Origin of the sequence: Erythrobacter sp. YT30, assembly GCF_001542875.1 — a bacterium.
Classification (GTDB): Bacteria; Pseudomonadota; Alphaproteobacteria; order Sphingomonadales; family Sphingomonadaceae; genus Erythrobacter.
In genome coordinates, this window is the sequence record NZ_LMAF01000001.1 from 350,346 (window position 1) to 368,195 (window position 17,850).

General features: G+C 55.9%; 17 protein-coding genes. 5 read left to right on the forward strand and 12 right to left on the reverse strand.

All coding sequences use genetic code 11. The annotated features are described in order from the left end of the window. Position 1: 1 nt before the first annotated feature. The 3 genes from rpoD to AUC45_RS01665 form a co-directional block, all read right to left on the reverse strand. A complete protein-coding gene (gene rpoD, locus AUC45_RS01655) occupies positions 2–2,023 on the reverse strand; it encodes an RNA polymerase sigma factor RpoD (protein ID WP_067597237.1) in 2,022 nt (673 codons plus the stop codon). 9 nt (positions 2,024–2,032) lie between these two features. Next, positions 2,033–3,949: a DNA primase gene (dnaG, locus tag AUC45_RS01660; protein WP_082700908.1), complete on the reverse strand. Its 1,917-nt coding sequence runs from the start codon at positions 3,947–3,949 to the stop codon at positions 2,033–2,035. Between the two features lie 72 nt (positions 3,950–4,021). Then, entirely contained in the window at positions 4,022–4,474 is a 453-nt protein-coding gene (locus AUC45_RS01665; protein WP_067598899.1) for a GatB/YqeY domain-containing protein, read from the reverse strand. Between the two features lie 150 nt (positions 4,475–4,624). Between AUC45_RS01665 and carA the strand changes: the two genes are divergently transcribed. From carA to greA, 4 genes are all read left to right on the forward strand, one after another. Further along, the gene (gene carA / locus AUC45_RS01670; RefSeq protein ID WP_067597240.1) at positions 4,625–5,818 is read left to right on the forward strand and encodes a glutamine-hydrolyzing carbamoyl-phosphate synthase small subunit; all 1,194 of its coding nucleotides are present in this window, start codon (positions 4,625–4,627) and stop codon (positions 5,816–5,818) included. A gap of 3 nt (positions 5,819–5,821) precedes the next feature. Beyond that, on the forward strand, positions 5,822–6,349 hold the full coding sequence (locus AUC45_RS01675) for a hypothetical protein (protein WP_067597243.1): 528 nt from the start codon (positions 5,822–5,824) through the stop codon (positions 6,347–6,349). Further along, positions 6,349–9,681: a carbamoyl-phosphate synthase large subunit gene (gene carB / locus AUC45_RS01680; RefSeq protein ID WP_067597246.1), complete on the forward strand. Its 3,333-nt coding sequence runs from the start codon at positions 6,349–6,351 to the stop codon at positions 9,679–9,681. The genes AUC45_RS01675 and carB overlap by 1 nt, the downstream gene beginning before the upstream one ends. 123 nt (positions 9,682–9,804) lie before the next feature. Further along, positions 9,805–10,281 (forward strand): transcription elongation factor GreA, encoded by a 477-nt coding sequence (gene greA, locus AUC45_RS01685; protein ID WP_067598902.1) that lies wholly within the window; start codon positions 9,805–9,807, stop codon positions 10,279–10,281. A 21-nt stretch (positions 10,282–10,302) separates the two neighbouring features. Here greA and AUC45_RS01690 read toward each other — a convergent pair whose 3' ends face one another. The 6 genes from AUC45_RS01690 to AUC45_RS01715 form a co-directional block, all read right to left on the reverse strand. Continuing rightward, positions 10,303–10,803: a GNAT family N-acetyltransferase gene (locus AUC45_RS01690; RefSeq protein WP_067597249.1), complete on the reverse strand. Its 501-nt coding sequence runs from the start codon at positions 10,801–10,803 to the stop codon at positions 10,303–10,305. Between the two features lie 31 nt (positions 10,804–10,834). Next, positions 10,835–11,065, reverse strand: coding sequence for a DUF4170 domain-containing protein (locus AUC45_RS01695; protein WP_067597251.1), 231 nt, complete (start codon positions 11,063–11,065; stop codon positions 10,835–10,837). Positions 11,066–11,168: 103 nt separating this feature from the next. Continuing rightward, a complete protein-coding gene (locus AUC45_RS01700; RefSeq protein ID WP_067597253.1) occupies positions 11,169–11,738 on the reverse strand; it encodes a hypothetical protein in 570 nt (189 codons plus the stop codon). Then, a complete protein-coding gene (locus AUC45_RS01705; RefSeq protein ID WP_067597255.1) occupies positions 11,731–12,153 on the reverse strand; it encodes a hypothetical protein in 423 nt (140 codons plus the stop codon). The genes AUC45_RS01700 and AUC45_RS01705 overlap by 8 nt, the downstream gene beginning before the upstream one ends. After that, complete coding sequence (locus tag AUC45_RS01710) at positions 12,150–12,635, reverse strand: phage holin family protein (RefSeq protein WP_067597259.1); 486 nt, start codon at positions 12,633–12,635, stop codon at positions 12,150–12,152. Before AUC45_RS01710 ends, AUC45_RS01705 begins: the two co-directional genes overlap by 4 nt. Positions 12,636–12,671: 36 nt before the next feature. Continuing rightward, complete coding sequence (locus AUC45_RS01715; protein WP_067597262.1) at positions 12,672–13,292, reverse strand: hypothetical protein; 621 nt, start codon at positions 13,290–13,292, stop codon at positions 12,672–12,674. Positions 13,293–13,501: 209 nt separating this feature from the next. Here AUC45_RS01715 and eno point away from each other — a divergent pair, with 209 nt between their 5' ends. Next, positions 13,502–14,791, forward strand: coding sequence for a phosphopyruvate hydratase (eno, locus tag AUC45_RS01720; RefSeq protein ID WP_067597263.1), 1,290 nt, complete (start codon positions 13,502–13,504; stop codon positions 14,789–14,791). 68 nt (positions 14,792–14,859) lie between these two features. On the opposite strand, the gene AUC45_RS15820 is transcribed toward eno, so the two are convergent. The 3 genes from AUC45_RS15820 to ribB all read right to left on the reverse strand — a co-directional run bounded on the left by AUC45_RS15820 (position 14,860) and on the right by ribB (position 17,732). After that, the gene (locus tag AUC45_RS15820; protein ID WP_197409484.1) at positions 14,860–15,450 is read right to left on the reverse strand and encodes a MarR family transcriptional regulator; all 591 of its coding nucleotides are present in this window, start codon (positions 15,448–15,450) and stop codon (positions 14,860–14,862) included. Between the two features lie 607 nt (positions 15,451–16,057). Next, positions 16,058–16,480, reverse strand: coding sequence for a 6,7-dimethyl-8-ribityllumazine synthase (gene ribH, locus AUC45_RS01735; RefSeq protein WP_067597267.1), 423 nt, complete (start codon positions 16,478–16,480; stop codon positions 16,058–16,060). A gap of 4 nt (positions 16,481–16,484) precedes the next feature. After that, a complete protein-coding gene (gene ribB, locus AUC45_RS01740; protein ID WP_067597270.1) occupies positions 16,485–17,732 on the reverse strand; it encodes a 3,4-dihydroxy-2-butanone-4-phosphate synthase in 1,248 nt (415 codons plus the stop codon). Positions 17,733–17,850: the final 118 nt, after the last annotated feature.

Consider the following 17,850-nt stretch of genomic DNA (forward strand, 5'->3'; position numbering starts at 1 on the left):
CTTACTGATCGAGGAACGAGCGCATTTTACGCGAGCGGCTCGGATGCTTCAGCTTCCTCAATGCCTTCGCTTCGATCTGGCGAATACGTTCACGCGTAACTGAGAACTGCTGACCCACTTCTTCAAGAGTGTGATCGGTGTTCATCCCGATGCCAAAGCGCATGCGCAGCACGCGCTCTTCGCGCGGGGTCAGCGATGCGAGCACGCGAGTGACGGTTTCCTTGAGATTTGCCTGGATCGCGGCATCCACCGGGATGATCGCGTTCTTGTCCTCGATGAAATCGCCCAGATGCGAATCTTCCTCGTCGCCAATTGGCGTTTCAAGGCTGATCGGTTCCTTGGCGATCTTCATCACCTTGCGAACCTTCTCGAGCGGCATGGATAGGCGTGCAGCCATTTCTTCCGGTGTCGGTTCGCGGCCTTCCTCGTGCAGGAATTGACGCGAAGTGCGCACCAGCTTGTTGATGGTCTCGATCATGTGGACCGGGATACGGATCGTGCGCGCCTGGTCTGCAATTGAACGAGTGATTGCCTGCCTGATCCACCATGTCGCGTAGGTGCTGAATTTGTAGCCGCGGCGGTATTCGAACTTATCGACCGCCTTCATCAGGCCGATATTACCTTCCTGAATGAGATCAAGGAATTGCAGGCCGCGATTGGTGTATTTCTTGGCGATAGAGATCACAAGGCGAAGGTTGGCTTCGACCATTTCCTTCTTCGCAATCCGCGCTTCACGCTCGCCTTTTTGCACCATGTTAACGATGCGGCGGAATTCAGGGAGCGCCATGCCGGTTTGCGATGCAATATCGGCAATTTCTGTACGGATTCGCTCAATCGCGGATTCTTCGCGTTCAAGGAAAGAAGCCCACTTTTTGTCTTTCTTCGCGCGTTCTTTGATCCATGCATCGTCCATCTCATTGCCAACATAGCCTTTGAGAAAGTCGATCCGCTTGATCTTATGGCGCTCCGCCAGACGCAGCATTTGCCCACCAAGTGCGGTGAGACGGCGATTAAATGCATAGAGATTGTCGACCAGGAACTCGATCTTGGTCGCGTGGAATTGCATCGATTCCACTTCGCCGGTGAGTTCTTCGCCCAGCTTTTCGTATTTGTTCTCTTTGGCTTTCGGGAAATCATTGCCAGCAGCAAGAGTTTCAACGCGTTCGGCCTGCAACTTCTCAAACGTTTTGAAGAGTTTGGTGATACGCGCAAAGCGCTCGATTGCGTCAGGCTTCAGCGTGGCTTCCATTTGCGCAAGAGAGAGGGTGTTGTCCTCTTCCTCGTCATCGTCGCGCTTTTTCTCGCCGCCTTCGCCGTCTTCGTCATCGCCTTCTTCTTCGTGATCTTCGACTTCGTCGTCATCGCGAATTGTCGGGCCGGCGGTCTCTTCAGAAATCTCGCCGTTATCAGCTTCCTCGTTTTCCTCTTCCATCTTGTCTGGCGGAGGTTCCTTGGAAAGCATGGCGTCGAGATCGAGAATTTCGCGCAGCTGCATGTCTTCTGCGTTCAGCGCTTCAGACCACTGGATGATCGCGTGGAAGGTAATCGGACTTTGGCAGAGCCCCATGATCATCATGTCGCGGCCCGATTCGATCCGCTTTGCGATCGCGATTTCGCCTTCGCGGCTGAGCAGCTCCACTGCGCCCATTTCGCGCAGATACATTCGGACAGGATCATCTGTCCGTTCACCAGCGCCAGTTTTTTTCGCAGCAGGCTTTGCGTCCTTCTTGGCGTCTTTCTTGCTGTCGCCAACGGACATTTCCTCAACTTCGGCTTCTTGTTCAGCCTCAGCTTCGGCTTCCTCGTCATTTTCGACGATCTGCACGCCCATTTCGGAAAGCGCGGTCTGGATGTCCTCGATCTGGTCGGGGCTCATCTCACCTGACGGCAAAGCTTCGTTCAGCTCGTCATAAGTGACGTAGCCTTTCTTCTTCGCTTTGGTGATCAGCTTTTTGATCGACGCCTCATTGAGGTCGATCAGGGGAGCATCTTCTTTCTCTTGCGATTTAGCGCTCGTTGCCATGTATCTTTATCAATCCATTGTCCGGTTTGTGGCAGAGGCCTCTGCCTTTTCCGGAGTTATCCCCGATGCTGGCCTATCGGCAGCAGATGTTGTCTCTTCGGCCAATCCGGCCTTGCGTCGCCCGAAAGCTTTCAAGCGCTCATTAACTGAATGTAGCTGTGTGCGGAGCCGTTCCTGTTCAGCAAAGGACCCTTCAGGATCTTCGTCAAACGTCGCAATCGTCGCCGCCATAGCGGCTTCGAGCGCTGGTTTTTGGACCAGCAAAGACACAGCTTCGGCCAGTTGATCGCGCGCTTCAGCAGGTGGTGTGCTTTCTCTGAGAAAAGCGTATGCATGAGTATCCGCTGGGGCGATATGGCCTTTGGTGGGAGATATGGCCATTTCGCCGCGCGAATCAAGGGTCTCTGACAGTTCTATCAGCGATTCAATTGCGGGTGTGATTTGCGGATCAATTCGCGCGAGCTCCAAAAGGGCGTTCTGATGCTGCTCGATCTGATCTGGATGGCGCAGGAAACCCGCCATAACAGCATCGCGCAAACTCGATTGCTGGCCACCCGATGCAACGCGTACCAAAATGGCGCGAGCGTCATTCGAAAGGCGTGCCGGAGCGATGCTGCGGCCTCGCCATGAGGTAGCGCTGCCCGGCTTTCGAGGCTCGCGTGGCGGGTAGGCGAAGGCAGAGAACCGATCGAGAAGATCGCGCCTGTAGAGCGCGCGGATATCCTGATCCTGGATCGTATCGACATGGGCCAGCAGCCGAGCCTTGAGTCCAGCTTTGGCCTCGGGGCTGTTGAGGGGTTGTGCATCGCGCTCGGCGGTCCAGATTGCATCAAGCAGGCTCTGAGGGTTGGCAAGGAGCTTTTCCATCGCCTTTGCCCCTTGCTGTTTGATTAGGTCATCAGGATCGAGCCCGGACGGCAACCGCACTATATTGAGCGATCGCATCGGGGCCAGCATAGGCAGTGCGCGACCGATTGCTCGCATCGCGGCTCGCTGTCCCGCCGCATCACCATCAAAGCACAAGATCGGCACCTCAACCATGCGCCACAGCATCTGGAGCTGTGTTTCTGTTAACGCCGTGCCGAGCGGCGCCACAGCGTCTTCAAATCCCGCCTGATGCAGCGCGACGACATCCATGTACCCTTCAACCACAATCACTCGGCCCGATTGGCGCGAGGCAGGAGAAGCGCGGTGCAGGTTGTAAAGAGTACGCCCCTTATCGAATAGCGGTGTGTCGGGAGAATTGAGGTATTTCGCAACGCCCTCACGCTTGGCAAGGATGCGCCCGCCAAAGGCAATCACCCTGCCACGTGCATCCTGGATGGGGAGCATGACGCGCCCGCGAAAGCGATCATAGGTGCTGCCATCGTCAGTAACGATCCGCATGCCGCTGTCGGCAAGCATTGCCGGCTCAAAATTGGGCAGCGCATTTGCCAGGGCCTGTTTGTCTTCGGGTGCATAGCCAAAACCGAATTCGCGCAATGTCTCTCCGGTAAGCCCTCGACGCTTCAGATAATCGAGCGCATCGCGCCCTTCGGCGCCGCGCAGATTTTCAACGAACCAATTCTGAGCAGCCGTCGTTACATCAACGAGCTCTGCGCGCTTTTCTGCCTTCTTTGCGGCTGCAGGATCAGGGGCGGGCACTTCCATCCCGGCTTCGGCGGCCAATTCCTTGATTGCGTCCATAAAGCCAAGCCCACGCTGCTCGATCATCCATGTGATCACATCGCCATGCGCGCCGCAGCCAAAACAGTGATAGAATTGCTTCTGATCGTTTACATAGAAGCTGGGCGTTTTCTCGTCATGAAATGGGCAACATCCCGCCCATTCACGCCCTTTTTTTGTGATCTTTGTCGTGCGTTGCACCACGCTTGAAAGCGTAATGCGCGCGCGCAATTCATCTTTCCATTGCGGGGTGATGCTCATGGATAAAGAGTGCGCCGGAGTGAGGCGCAATTCAAGCGTCGGATTGGGAGAGTTTTGTGGATGGAAATGCGCTTAACTCAGCGCAGCTTTCACCAAACCACTCGCAAGCTTGCCGTCCAGTACCGCTCCATAGCGCTTTTTCAACTCGCCCATCACGCTTCCCATGTCTTTCATGCTCGATGCGCCAAGCTCGGTTTTGATCGCGTCAATCGCGGCTTTCGTGTCTGCCTCGCTCATCATCTGAGGCAAAAACTCTTCGATCACGGCAAGCTCGGCCAGCTCAGCAGCCGCCAACTCAGCGCGCCCGCCTTTCTCGTACATTTCAATCGATTCGCGCCGCTGCTTGGCCATTTTCTGAAGCACGCTGGTGACAAGCGCATCGTCGTCGATCTCTTTCGATGATGTCCGCTGCTCGATATCGCGATCCTTGATCTTTGCAGACATCTGGCGAAGCGTTGCGGTGCGCTCTTTCTCTTTCGCTTTCATCGCGGTGACGGTGGCGGTTTTGATATCGTCTCGGATCATGGTTTTTATCGACTTTACTGTGGATGAGTGGAGTTTCTGCGCAAAGGCACGCAATTGCAGGGCCAACCTAGGTTGACGCGGGCCAAGTGCAAGCCTAGCGCATGAGACTTAGCGACATCGCTGGAAAAACCCTTTTTAACGGAGCGCCCAATGGCCCCATCCGCCACCACCCCTGCGCAGCCCAAAGGCGCGACAGGATGTCTCGTTTTGGCCGATGGCAGCGTGATTTGGGGCAAGGGGTTCGGGAGTGTCGGCAGCGCGGTTGGTGAGGTTTGCTTCAACACGGCGATGACCGGTTACCAGGAAGTGATGACTGACCCGTCTTACGCAGCGCAAATCGTCACATTCACGTTCCCGCATATTGGCAATGTCGGTGCAAATGCTGAGGATGTGGAAAGCGCTGTTGAAAAGGCTGTGGAGAGCGCCGTTGGTTGCGTAACCAGAGAGGATGTGACGGAGCCTTCTAATTTCCGTTCAGCGGAAAGCTTTGTCGAATGGATGGCGCGCAATAACAAGATTGGCCTTGCAGGCGTTGATACGCGGGCTTTGACGCGCCGGATCAGGACGGCAGGCGCGCCCAATGCAGTTATCGCGCATGATCCTTCCGGTGAATTCGACCTGCCTGAATTGCTCGAGCGCGCGCGGGAATGGGCAGGGCTTGAGGGGATGGACCTCGCGATCCGCGCGACACGAGACGCTTCCGAAAAGTGGGAGGGCGGCTATTGGCGTTTAGGCCATGGATACGGCCGGGCTGACTGGTCGAACAAGCCGCATGTGGTTGCCGTGGATTACGGCGCGAAGGATAACATCTTCCGCAATCTGGTGCGTGCGGGAGCGCGCGTGACGGTGGTGCCGGCCAAGACTTCGCTCGAAGATATCCTCGCGCTTGAACCAGATGGCGTGTTCTTGTCGAATGGCCCGGGAGATCCTGCCGCAACGGGGGAATATGCCGTGCCAGTTATTCAGGCTTTGCTTGAGCAAGATGTGCCGATGTTCGGCATTTGCCTCGGCCACCAAATGCTGGCTCTCGCTGCGGGTGCGAAGACGTTGAAAATGCACCAGGGTCACCGCGGCGCGAACCATCCCGTGAAGCGGGTTGGGGAAGGGTGGGGAGAGACCACCGGCCTTGTTGAAATCACCAGCATGAACCACGGTTTCGCGGTCGATGCGGAAACTCTGCCCGATAACTTGGAACAGACCCATGTGAGCCTGTTCGACGGTTCCAATTGCGGGATTGCGGTGAAAGGCAAGCGAGCATTCGGGGTGCAATACCACCCAGAGGCATCGCCAGGGCCACAGGATAGCTTTTATCTGTTTGAGAAGTTTGTCGGGGGGCTCGCATAGGTCGTGCGTTGGTATGCTGTAGCATTAATCCCGATTGTGGCTCTGCCGGGCTGCTCGATCCTCTTCCCCGAAGACTGGCGAGACGTGGCCGAAGACACCGACGAATGTGTAGCTCGAATGGCGTCTACAACATCTGCTCGCGATTTTCGCAATGCCGGGATCGACAGCGGGACATGGGTGCCGACTTACACCTACGACATCACCAAAATTGATCTTGATGCGCTCCAAGAGTTGACCGTTGCGGGAAGCGACAAGAATGCGGGTCGGCGCAATATGACGAACACGAACGAAACCTCCACCGCTGTTGACCAATTTATGTCCCAACCGGTCGATGAGAAGGGGGCGTTTTTCCTTGGCAAAGACCCGGCGCTTTATCGGGTGCGCGGCGAGCCTCAGCAGCATGACAATATCGTGCGCGCTGGATGCGAGAAGCAGCAGGACGGCATGCGCCTCACCGCGTTTTCAGTGACCAGATACATTCCCAGACTCGATCCAGAAATCGACACGGCTAACGACGAGACAAGCGAATAATGCCTAAGCGTAACGACATTTCCTCGATCCTCGTCATTGGCGCAGGTCCGATCATTATCGGGCAAGCGTGCGAGTTTGATTATTCGGGCACGCAAGCGATCAAGGCTCTCAAGGAGCAGGGTTATCGGGTCATTTTGGTGAACTCCAATCCAGCAACGATCATGACAGATCCGGAGTTCGCGGACGCCACCTACATCGAGCCAATAACGCCCGAAGTGGTCGCAAAGATCATCGCCAAGGAAAAGCCCGACGCGTTGCTGCCCACGATGGGCGGGCAGACAGCGTTGAACTGTGCGCTCGCGCTGGAGGACATGGGCGTTCTTGCAGAGCACGGCGTCGAGATGATTGGTGCCAAAGCCGATGCCATCGACAAGGCTGAAAACCGCCAGCGCTTTCGGGAAGCGATGGATAAGATCGGCCTTGAAAGCGCGCGTTCTGGTGTGGCGAACACTTTGGAGGAAGCTCGCGAAGTTTTGGAGCGTACAGGGCTTCCCTCGATCATACGCCCAAGCTTTACGCTTGGCGGGACTGGCGGCGGGATTGCCTACAACAAGGCTGAGTTCGACAAGATCGTCTCAGATGGTCTCGATGCATCGCCCACTACGGAGGTTTTGATTGAGGAATCACTTCTGGGGTGGAAAGAGTACGAGATGGAAGTCGTGCGCGACCGCGCTGATAATGCCATCATCATCTGCTCCATCGAAAACGTTGATCCGATGGGCGTGCACACGGGCGATTCTATCACAGTTGCGCCAGCGTTGACGCTGACCGACAAAGAGTACCAAATCATGCGCACGGCGAGCATAGAGGTGCTGCGCGAGATCGGCGTGGAAACGGGCGGATCGAATGTGCAATTCGCGGTCAATCCCAAGGATGGCCGGTTGATCGTGATCGAGATGAATCCGCGCGTCTCGCGTTCCTCCGCGCTTGCATCGAAGGCAACCGGCTTTCCCATCGCACGTGTCGCTGCAAAATTGGCCGTGGGATACACTCTTGACGAGATCACGAACGAGATCACGGGAGCAACACCCGCAAGTTTTGAGCCCACCATTGATTACGTCGTGACCAAGATCCCGCGGTTTGCTTTTGAAAAGTTCAAAGGCACCGAGGCAAAGCTTGCCACTGCCATGAAATCAGTGGGCGAGGTCATGGCTATTGGCCGCAATTTTCAGGAATCGGTGCAAAAGGCGCTGCGAGGGCTCGAAACGGGCCTCGACGGCTTCAATCGGGTCCCAGAATTAGAGGGTGTCTCGCGCGATGTCCTGACGGCTGCAATCAGCCGGCGCACACCGGATCGCCTGCTCAAAGTTGCCCAAGCGATGCGCGAAGGACTGAGTGTTGAGGATATCGCCGATGTGACCGGCTATGATCCCTGGTTCCTGCGCCAGATCGAAGCGATCATCGAAGCGGAGAAACAGGTTTCCGAAGATGGCCTACCGCAGGACGCAGAGACACTTCGCCGTCTCAAATCAATGGGCTTTTCCGATCAGCGGTTGGCCACACTGGCAGTGCGTTCTGTCGGTGTAAAAGGCGGGCTCGCTGAAACGCAGGCGAAGCGATCAGGCCTTCTGCATGACGCACTTCAGGCAATGGCGGGAGCCACCAGCGAGGCCGAAGTGCGCGAGCTTCGCCAGAAACTTGGTGTGCTCCCAGTGTTCAAGCGAATTGATAGCTGTGCGGCGGAATTCGAAGCGATCACGCCGTACATGTATTCCACTTACGAAGCGCCTTCCTTCGGTGAGCCAGAATGCGAGGCGGCCCCTTCTGACAAACGCAAGATCGTAATTCTTGGCGGCGGTCCAAACCGAATCGGTCAGGGGATCGAATTCGACTATTGCTGTGTCCATGCCTGCTTTGCCTTGGGCGAGGAGTGGAATGGCGAAAAGTTTGAGACCATCATGGTCAACTGCAACCCAGAGACGGTTTCAACGGACTACGACACGTCAGACAGGCTCTATTTCGAGCCATTAACCGCGGAAGATGTTCTCGAAATTCTCCGAGTTGAACAGCAGTCAGGCGAGCTGGTGGGCGTAATTGTCCAATTCGGCGGGCAAACTCCGCTGAAACTTGCACAAGCGCTTGAAGATGCGGGGATTCCCATCCTTGGCACCAGTCCTGACGCCATTGATCTTGCAGAAGACCGCGAACGGTTTGCGCGCCTCGTCAATCAGCTAAAGCTAAAACAGCCCGATAATGGCATCGCATACAGCCGCGATGAGGCCGCTGCGGTCGCTTCACGCATTGGATATCCTGTGCTCTTACGCCCATCCTATGTGTTGGGCGGACGCGCAATGGAGATTGTCGATTCCGAAGCGCAACTGGATGACTACATGCGCACTGCAGTGCAGGTGTCCGGCGAAAGCCCGGTTTTGGTCGATCAATATCTGCGCGACGCGACCGAGTGCGACGTTGATGCGCTTTGCGACGGAAACGAGGTGCGCATTGCTGGTGTGATGCAGCATATCGAGGAGGCGGGCGTTCATTCGGGTGACAGCGCCTGCACTTTGCCCGCATATTCGCTTCCGCAAGACATCATCGAAGAAATGGAGCGTCAGGCCGAAGCGCTGGCCATGGCTCTTGGTGTGCGCGGGCTTATGAACGTGCAGTTCGCGGTGAAAAACGGCGAGGTTTACCTGATCGAGGTCAATCCGCGCGCTTCTCGAACCGTGCCATTCGTTGCAAAAGCGATCGGGCAACCTGTCGCAAAAATAGCAGCTCGCGTCATGGCTGGCACCCCTTTGAGCGAATTTGAGCCATTCACACGCGATCTTGACTACATGGCCGTCAAGGAAGCCGTGTTCCCGTTCAATCGTTTCCCAGGCTCTGATCCGGTGCTGACACCAGAGATGAAATCGACGGGTGAAGTGATGGGCATCGATTCCACCTTCGAAGTTGCATTTCTGAAATCCCAAATGGGCGCAGGGATGGTGTTGCCGACCGAAGGAACTGTGTTCGTGTCAGTAAAAGCATCTGACAAACCTGTCATCGTGCCTGCCGTTAAGGGATTGATTGACCAAGGTTTCAATGTCGTCGCCACTGCGGGAACGCAGAGTTACCTATCAGAGCAGGGCCTTGAGGTTGAGCGCGTCAACAAAGTCGCCGAAGGGCAACCACATATCGTCGATCGAATCATCGATGGTGATATCGCGCTCATCTTCAACACGACGGAGGGTTGGCAGTCGATGCTCGATTCCAAATCGATCCGTCAGGCAGCGCTGGAAAGCAGAGTTCCCTATTATACGACAGCTGCCGGATCGTGCGCAGCGGTATCCGCAATGGCTACAATGACGCACCAGCTTGAAGTCCGCTCACTCCAGGACTATTATAGCTGAAATTTACGCAGTCCTTCCCGACATTCTCATGTTCGATAGGTCGCCTCGCAAGGAGCGGCCGCGGGGCATTTGAGTATCAATATCCGGGATGATGGGGATTCGCGTCAGAAGGAAGAAATGAAGATGGCGACGATGGATAAAGTTCCGATGCTGGCCGAGGGCTATGAAAAGTTGACCGCTGAGCTGAAAGCTCTGCGCGAGGAACGCCCTCGTATTGTCGATGCGATCGAGGAAGCTCGCGCGCACGGCGATTTGTCGGAAAATGCGGAATATCACGCTGCAAAAGAGCGCCAAGGCCAGGTCGAAGCAATGATCGGCGATCTCGAAAGCAAGATCAGCCGGGCGCAGATCATCGATCCAGCAACACTAACTGGTGATCGGATCGTGTTTGGTGCGACTGTCACTCTTCTCGACGATGACGACAAACCAGTGAAGTACCAGATCGTTGGTGAGACCGAGGCGGATGCTTCCAAAGGACGCATTTCGTTCAGCTCTCCCATCGCGCGAGCCATGATCGGCAAGCAGGTGGAAGACGAGATTGAGGTGACGGTCCCGTCGGGCGACAAGTTTTACCTCGTCGATAAGATCGAGTTTGTCTGATCGTTGAAGCTGCGCTGACGTTTAATCGAGCAGCTTCTCCATCGCAAAATTGTGGATCGGCACGTCCTTGCCTTCGTGCAGTATCGTAAAGTCGCGCCTTTCGGTGACGCGATAGCCTGCTTTTTCGAATGCCGGCCGGGCTAGTTCGCTCGCCTCGGTGTAAATTCGCTCGGCTGATTGTTCGCGCGCATATTCCTCTGCCGCAAACAGAAGCCTGGGTGCTAGGCCCTTTCGAGTGTGGTCGGGGTGGCAGTACAGCATATCGAGATGCGCGCTAGCTTCTTCAGGAGGCTCGAGCAGCGAATACGCCACCGCAATGTCAGCATCCGACACGGCAACCCAAATCAGATGACCTTGGTCATTGCGGTCAAGAAAACGCTCTGGGCCCGTATGACGAGCAGCCCAGGCCGATACTTGTTCGGGTGAATAGCGCGCGGAACCGACCGTATTGATCGCCGCTGCGGTAAGTTGGGCGAGGGCAGGGGCATCGCTTCTGCGAAAGGAGCGGATTGAATAGGGCATGGCGCAGCTGGCTATGGCTTTGCAGCGCTGCTTATCCCTCAGGCGTGAGGAGCTTGTGAATGTGCACAACGACATACTTCATTTCAGCATCGTCCACGGTTCGTTGAGCCTGTGCACGCCATGCATCTTCGGCTGCTTCGTAGGAGCTGTAGACGCCGACAACGTGCACACTTTCAGGATCGGCAAATTCGTGACCGCGCGGATCGGTGACGCGACCGCCCATGACAAGGTGGAGGCGCTGCTTGGTGGTGGTTTCTTCCATGATTTAGTCCCAATGCTAAAATGTATTGCCGCCATTTAGCGAAGAGACACGTAGGAGCAAGCAGTCAAGCGCCGCCCAATAGCAAAACACCGAAATCGCTGGACTAGTTGCTGACGCGATCCTTGATATCGCGAACAGCGCGCACCGCACGTCGGCGGGTGCGTTGTGTCACTGCACGAGATTTATCTGCTGCGCTTCCGGCAAAATACTCCGCATCGCGTTTCACTTCGCGCGCCTTAGCCGCCGCATCATCGGAAAGGTCTTCCAGTTTGTCTCGCCCTGTACGTGCGCCATCCAACGCATCGTCAATCAGCTTCATTCCGTACGCAACGATCGCGTCAGCCAACAGGGTGCCAAAGGCGGCCCCGCGTTTTTTTGCTGCTGTGCCGACTGTTTTTGCCGCGCCAGATGCTGCACCGCCGACCGCGCCCGCCGTACTGGACGCAGCATTCTTGGCTGCATTGCGGCCGGTTTTGGTCATCAAGCCCAAGACAAGACCGAACGCAATCGCGCCGCCGATCACCGTCATTGGGTTGTCTTTGACGTATTGCTTGGCCGCACCTGCCGCTTCGCTTGCCTGATCTGCGACGGTGCGCTCGGCAATGCGGCGCTCACTGGCTTCGATTTTAGCGCGCAATTCGTCGCGCTGCGGTGTGGAACTCGTGTCATTCATTGTCATTCACCATTTCAGAAACGGTTTCATCGCTCTCGACAGTGTCGCCAGTAGCGTCAGCTGTCGCGAAGTCCTTTTGCGCGGATGCTGCCTCTTCATCCTCCTCAAAGGGAGTATTGTCCACCTCATTGTCAGAAGCTGAACCGAAGCCCAGGATCTCAAGCAAAGGCTCTCGTGCAAACCACAAAACCAACGCCCCGATCAAGGCAGCCAAAATGCCGCGATTATCATCGGCGTGGCCTTTGGCGATCTCTAGAATATCTTTTGCGCCATCGCCGACGCGGTTTCCAACCCGCTCTGCCACTGCTTTGCCTGAAAGCGCAGTCTTTGCATGCTCCACATCGCTTTTGAGCACTGCGAGTGCAGCATTTCTTAGCGCTCTGTCTTCTTTGAATTGCTGTTCAAGGTCGCTCATGATGCGTTGCTCTCATCATCAGACGCGAACAACGCCGAGAGCTTCTGGCCACTGGATTTGGCCTTCAAGCCAAGCACCAAGACAAGCAACAGCAATGCGCCCACCACGATCGCAATTGCACCCCAGATCGTGACCAGCGGTTCAAGCGCCATCACCAATCCCACCGCAAGTGCCAGAAATGCAATGTGCAAAAGCACGACCGCAATCACGATACAGGCGATGGCAACCGCAATACGGCGCCCGGCGAGCTTTGCGCGGATCTTCTGAAACGCAATCTCTGCCTGAGCGTATGTGCGCCCATCATCGATAAGGGCTGCGATCTCGCCCGTTATTGAGTCGTCATACAGCGGGGGAGGAGGCGCATCATCGGTTGCTTCTTCCGCATTCACTGGATCATTGTCATCGCCAGCGCCCAAATGCGCATCGGACGGACCGCGATTGCCGAGGTCCGCCCGATCAGGGCGCGATGCATCATCGCGCATCAGGTTTGTATCCGAGGACAGGTGGACGCTGCCGGATCAGTCGCGTGAACCGCGAAACATTCGCGCAACCATGAACCCAGCTATCGCGGCCAATCCTACCGCGACACCGGGGCTTTTGCGGACAAATTCGCGTGCATCTTCGCCCAATTCGTCAACGCTTTTCGCCTCTAGCTTGGCAGACGTCTCAGCGAGAGTGCGTGATGCTTTGCGAGCATAGTCGCCATACTGCTCACCGAAACGATCATCGATCTGACCAGCTGTGTCGCCCACGACTTGGCCGAGCGATGCAATACCATCGCTGACGGCGCTTTTGCCGTCGGTTGCAAGTTCACCAGCGCGCGTCTTGGCCTTAGCGCCATATTGCTTCGCATCGCTCACGAGATCGTCTCCTTTTGACTTTGCACTGTCGCGATAGGAGCCAGCGCGTGTCTCTGCCTCAGCGCGCAGCGCCTGTGCGCCTGCCTTTGCCTCTTCGAGCGCCGCATTGAAACGACTTTTTGCAACCGCAGTGCCGGTTTCAGCTGCGGGCTTGGCTGATCCGTTTGTCGCGCTCTTGGCAACGGCTCCTTTTTTGACGGGTGCTTTGCGTGTTGCCGTGGTCTTTTTGGCGGCCGCGGATTTCTTGGCTGGGGTTTTGGTGGTCTTTTGAGTTGTCATGGTATCCTTGTTGCCCTCTGATTACGGAGAATTCTAGTGGTCCGCGCATAGTTTACACTTCACGCGTCAACGCCGCTTGCGCCGGTTGTTTCCGGCTAATAGGGTTTTGGTGCAAGACAACGTTTTCCCTAAATCGAACACGCACCTAGCAGAATCGATCCAATTCAGGTGTCTTATTTGTATACAACACTTTCTTTCTGGAGCCAAATATGACCGCCATCATCGACCTTCATGGCCGAGAAATCCTTGATAGCCGGGGCAATCCCACAGTCGAAGTGGACGTTTTGCTGGATGACGGCAGCTTTGGCCGGGCCGCCGTGCCATCGGGCGCGTCGACAGGCGCGCATGAGGCCGTGGAGCTGAGAGATGGCGATGCTGATCGTTACAAGGGCAAGGGCGTTCTAAAAGCGGTTGCAGCGGTCAATAACGATATCCGTGATCTGCTCATCGGTGCGTTTGATGCAGAGGATCAACGCGACATTGATTTGGCGATGATCGCACTTGATGGCACCGACAATAAGGGCCGACTTGGTGCCAATGCGATCCTTGGAACCAGCCTTGCAGTCGCAAAGGCGGCAGCAAATGCGCGCGGCCTGCCGCTATATTCCTATCTGGGCGGAGTTTCGGCACACGTGCTTCCCGTGCCGATGATGAATATCATCAATGGCGGTGAACACGCAGATAACCCGATTGATATTCAAGAATTCATGGTGATGCCGGTTGGCGCAGACAGCATCGCCGAAGGCGTGCGCTGGGGCGCGGAAATCTTCCATACGTTGAAAAAGGGCCTGAGTGATAAAGGCCTTGCGACATCGGTTGGCGACGAAGGCGGCTTTGCGCCAAACCTTGCCAGCACCCGCGCGGCACTCGATTTCATTATGGAGTCAATCAGCAAAGCGGGTTTTACGCCGGGTGATGATGTGGTTCTCGCTCTGGATTGCGCCGCAACTGAGTTTTTCAAAGACGGCAAATACGAAATCTCGGGCGAAAGCCTCAGCCTCGATCCCGATGGCATGGCCGAATACCTCGCTAAACTCTGCGCAGAATACCCCATCCGATCAATCGAAGATGGCATGAGCGAAGATGATTTCGCCGGTTGGGACGCTCTTACCGAAGCGGTTGGCGACACAGTCCAATTGGTCGGCGATGATCTGTTTGTGACAAATCCATCGCGCCTCAGCCACGGAATTGAGCAAGGCCTTGCCAATTCGCTGCTCGTAAAAGTTAATCAGATCGGCACGCTCACTGAGACAATGGCGGCGGTCGATATGGCGCACCGGGCAAGCTACACTGCAGTGATGAGCCACCGCTCGGGTGAGACCGAAGATGCGACCATTGCCGACTTGGCGGTTGCGACCAATTGCGGACAGATCAAGACCGGATCGCTCGCTCGTTCAGATAGGCTTGCAAAATACAACCAACTGATCCGTATCGAGGAGGAGTTGGGCGGCAATGCAGTTTATGCCGGACGCGGTTGTTTTGGCGCGCTCAGCGCCTGATCGAGGTTAAGTACGGATACGCCTGAGCCGCCAATCTCGGTGGAGGGGGATGAGACTTAGAAGGCGGCTCAGGCGATGCCAGCGCGTTTTTCGGTGCTGGCAAAATATCGGTCCATGCGCTGTGTTGCATGTTCAGTGAGATGTACGAGAATACGGCGTTGATCGTCCGGATCTTGATCACGCGAGATAAGGCCTTGTTCGGCCAAGACCCCGAGCCATCTTAGCCCTGTTGTAGGCGGAGATGCCGATCCGATGCATGCGCTTGATACGGAAACCGGTTTGTTCTCGTAATCGGCGATGTAGAGATCGAGCAGAATATCCCAGGCCGGTTCGCCGAAGATTTCCTCATTGTCGAATATACTGCTCCGCATCCGGCGAACGGCATAAGCCTCGCGCGCTAATTGAACGTATGATGCTCTTCGATCGTCGCTACTAGCAGCGCTGCCGCTTTGGAAAGAAGGCGCGGCATTTGAATGCTGCAAATGTGACTGCCGAAATGCGGGCACCAAAGCGGTGAGATCGTTGTCCCGCAATGCCTGCGCAATCGCGATCAACTGTTCTGAAAGGGGGCGGAGATCGGGCGCTGTGTTGTCCGTAATGGCGGCAGCTTCATCGGTATTCTCAATAAGGGTCGCAAGCTGGCTCGCATCGACTGTCATGGCTCGGACCGACCATTAGAGCACACTGAGAGTTCCGATGACATCGATGGATGATTTTTGAAGTCTGCAAGCGAAGTGATTGTCTCGACGCGAGCTCGGCAGTTCTGAACGCTCAAGGCAAACGCCGACATGATCATCTCGCCCTCCATCCCGTACGCTCAATCGAATTGAGCCTCCTCGTCGAAGCAGCAGCGAACGTACTGTTTCTTTTGGGATTGAAAACTTGGGATGACTACTTAATCGTGCGCAGATGCGAGACAAACTTCTTGCCAGGCGACACAAGCATCACCTCCAAATTCTGCGTTTATAGCGTCTCAGACAACGCGATTGTCTTTCGAAGCTCTTGTATTGCTGCATCCAGATGTATTGCCGCGATCGGCGCCTTTAGCTTGTCGAGCCTTGCCAATTGAACCTGTAATTTGGCAAGTACAAGGCGCAATTCATCTCGCCGTTTGCGATCCTGAGCGTTCATGCTGATCCCCCGATAGCGCTTCAGTTCTGGCACAGGAACGTCCCGCGCTCACGCTAGGTGGTTTTACGGTGGGAATGTGAACACCGCCATCGGTACAAATACGTAGCTGTTGCCTGGCGAGAACGGCTTTGACCTTTAACGGCCAAACCGTTCGGCAAGTTTGAGCAGAGCAATCGCCGCTTTTGCTGCTTCGCCGCCTTTATCTTTTTGAGCAGGATCAGCGCGAACGATCGCTTGCTCCTCGTTCTCGACTGTCAGAATGCCGTTTCCGATCGCGATGCCGTCCATCGTCAGCGCCATGATGGCGCGGGCACTTTCGCCGGCGACGATTTCGAAATGGTAGGTTTCACCTCGGATGACCACTCCAATCGCGACAAATCCATCGAACTCACCGCTCTCCGCCGCGAGCGCTATGGCCCCTGGAATTTCCAGGGCGCCAGGTACGGTAAGCACTTCAACCTCATGGCCTTCTGCTTCCAGAGCGGCACGAGCGCCTGCGACAAGCATGTCATTGAGGTGCGCGTAGAAACGCGCTTCGACAATCAGAAAACGGGCCATGGACTTACTCCGGAATGGGCATGTGATCGGAAATGGTGAGGCCATAGCCTTCGATGCCGACCAGTTCGGGGCGGGAATTGGACAGCAAGATCATGTCATGCACGCCCAGATCAGCGAGAATTTGTGAGCCGATGCCGATGTTGCGGATCTCTTCATCCTCGCTCCATTCGCTCCCACCGATACGGCTCGTGATGATAACGATCACGCCTGATCCGTGTTCGCCAACCGCCTGCATCGCGCGCTGCAATGTGCGCTTGCGGGGGCCCGGTTGTCCAAGGATATCGTCAAAAACAGAAATGGGGTGAACACGGGCGAGGGTGGGTTTGTCAGGATCGACATGCCCTTTTTGAAGGACGTAAGCTTCGCTTTCTTCGACTCGGTTGCGATAGGTGATTAAGCGCCATGGCCCGCCATAATCACTTTCAAAACTGCGCTCGCCAATACGTTCGACCAGATGATCATTGCGCATTCTGTAGGCGATTAGATCACGAATGGTGCCAATCTTGAGGTCCTGTTTTCGCGCAAACGTGATGAGATCATCCAGGCGGGCCATGGTCCCGTCCTCGTTCATGATCTCGCAAATCACGCCGCTGGGGTTGAGACCCGCAAGTCGAGAGATATCGACTGCCGCCTCGGTATGGCCTGCGCGAACTAAGGTCCCACCATTGCGTGCGGCGAGGGGGAACACATGGCCGGGAGTCACAATGTCGTCAGGCCCTTTCGTCGCATCGATCGCAACGGAAACAGTGCGCGCGCGATCGGCGGCGGAAATGCCGGTCGTGACACCCTCTTTCGCTTCGATGGAGATAGTGAAAGCGGTTTTCATGCTTTCCGTGTTGTTGCGGGTCATCGGTTCGAGGCCGAGTTTGTCAACGCGCGCTTGATCAAGCGCGAGGCAGATAAGGCCCCGGCCATGAGTGGCCATGAAATTCACCGCAGCTGGCGTTGCCATTTGCGCAGGGATGATGAGATCGCCTTCGTTTTCGCGATCTTCGTCATCGACCAGTATGTACATTCGGCCGTTGCGGGCTTCGTCGATGATCTCCTCGATTCCTACCAGCACAGGCCGATCATCATTCGCGTCGAGAAAATCAGAGAGTTTCGCAAGCGTTTCGGCTGTCGGGTTCCAATCATCCTCCGCGCAATCGCGCAAGGTATTCGCGTGAAGACCCGATGCACGGGCCAGACCCGCCTTGGTGATTTCGCCCGAAGCGACAAGCTTCCGAACGCGTGTGATAGTCGATGTGTTCATACGTTGCGTCTATCACATCAAAATGTGATGTCAAATGTATGGTCGCCAAGAATCCTGAGGAGCCTGGGCCAGAAACGACAATCCCGTCCAACCTTTCGGCGGACGGGATATAATGTCG

Excerpts from the sequence above, each read along its gene's own strand:
- rpoD (WP_067597237.1), bottom strand. The coding sequence starts at position 2,023 with ATGGCAACGAGCGCTAAATCGCAAGAGAAAGAAGATGCTCCCCTGATC.
- dnaG (WP_082700908.1), bottom strand. The coding sequence starts at position 3,949 with ATGAGCATCACCCCGCAATGGAAAGATGAATTGCGCGCGCGCATTACG.
- AUC45_RS01665 (WP_067598899.1), bottom strand. The coding sequence starts at position 4,474 with ATGATCCGAGACGATATCAAAACCGCCACCGTCACCGCGATGAAAGCG.
- carA (WP_067597240.1), top strand. The coding sequence starts at position 4,625 with ATGGCCCCATCCGCCACCACCCCTGCGCAGCCCAAAGGCGCGACAGGA.
- carB (WP_067597246.1), top strand. The coding sequence starts at position 6,349 with ATGCCTAAGCGTAACGACATTTCCTCGATCCTCGTCATTGGCGCAGGT.
- greA (WP_067598902.1), top strand. The coding sequence starts at position 9,805 with ATGGCGACGATGGATAAAGTTCCGATGCTGGCCGAGGGCTATGAAAAG.
- AUC45_RS01690 (WP_067597249.1), bottom strand. The coding sequence starts at position 10,803 with ATGCCCTATTCAATCCGCTCCTTTCGCAGAAGCGATGCCCCTGCCCTC.
- AUC45_RS01695 (WP_067597251.1), bottom strand. The coding sequence starts at position 11,065 with ATGGAAGAAACCACCACCAAGCAGCGCCTCCACCTTGTCATGGGCGGT.
- AUC45_RS01700 (WP_067597253.1), bottom strand. The coding sequence starts at position 11,738 with ATGAATGACACGAGTTCCACACCGCAGCGCGACGAATTGCGCGCTAAA.
- AUC45_RS01705 (WP_067597255.1), bottom strand. The coding sequence starts at position 12,153 with ATGAGCGACCTTGAACAGCAATTCAAAGAAGACAGAGCGCTAAGAAAT.
- AUC45_RS01710 (WP_067597259.1), bottom strand. The coding sequence starts at position 12,635 with ATGCGCGATGATGCATCGCGCCCTGATCGGGCGGACCTCGGCAATCGC.
- AUC45_RS01715 (WP_067597262.1), bottom strand. The coding sequence starts at position 13,292 with ATGACAACTCAAAAGACCACCAAAACCCCAGCCAAGAAATCCGCGGCC.
- eno (WP_067597263.1), top strand. The coding sequence starts at position 13,502 with ATGACCGCCATCATCGACCTTCATGGCCGAGAAATCCTTGATAGCCGG.
- AUC45_RS15820 (WP_197409484.1), bottom strand. The coding sequence starts at position 15,450 with ATGACAGTCGATGCGAGCCAGCTTGCGACCCTTATTGAGAATACCGAT.
- ribH (WP_067597267.1), bottom strand. The coding sequence starts at position 16,480 with ATGGCCCGTTTTCTGATTGTCGAAGCGCGTTTCTACGCGCACCTCAAT.
- ribB (WP_067597270.1), bottom strand. The coding sequence starts at position 17,732 with ATGAACACATCGACTATCACACGCGTTCGGAAGCTTGTCGCTTCGGGC.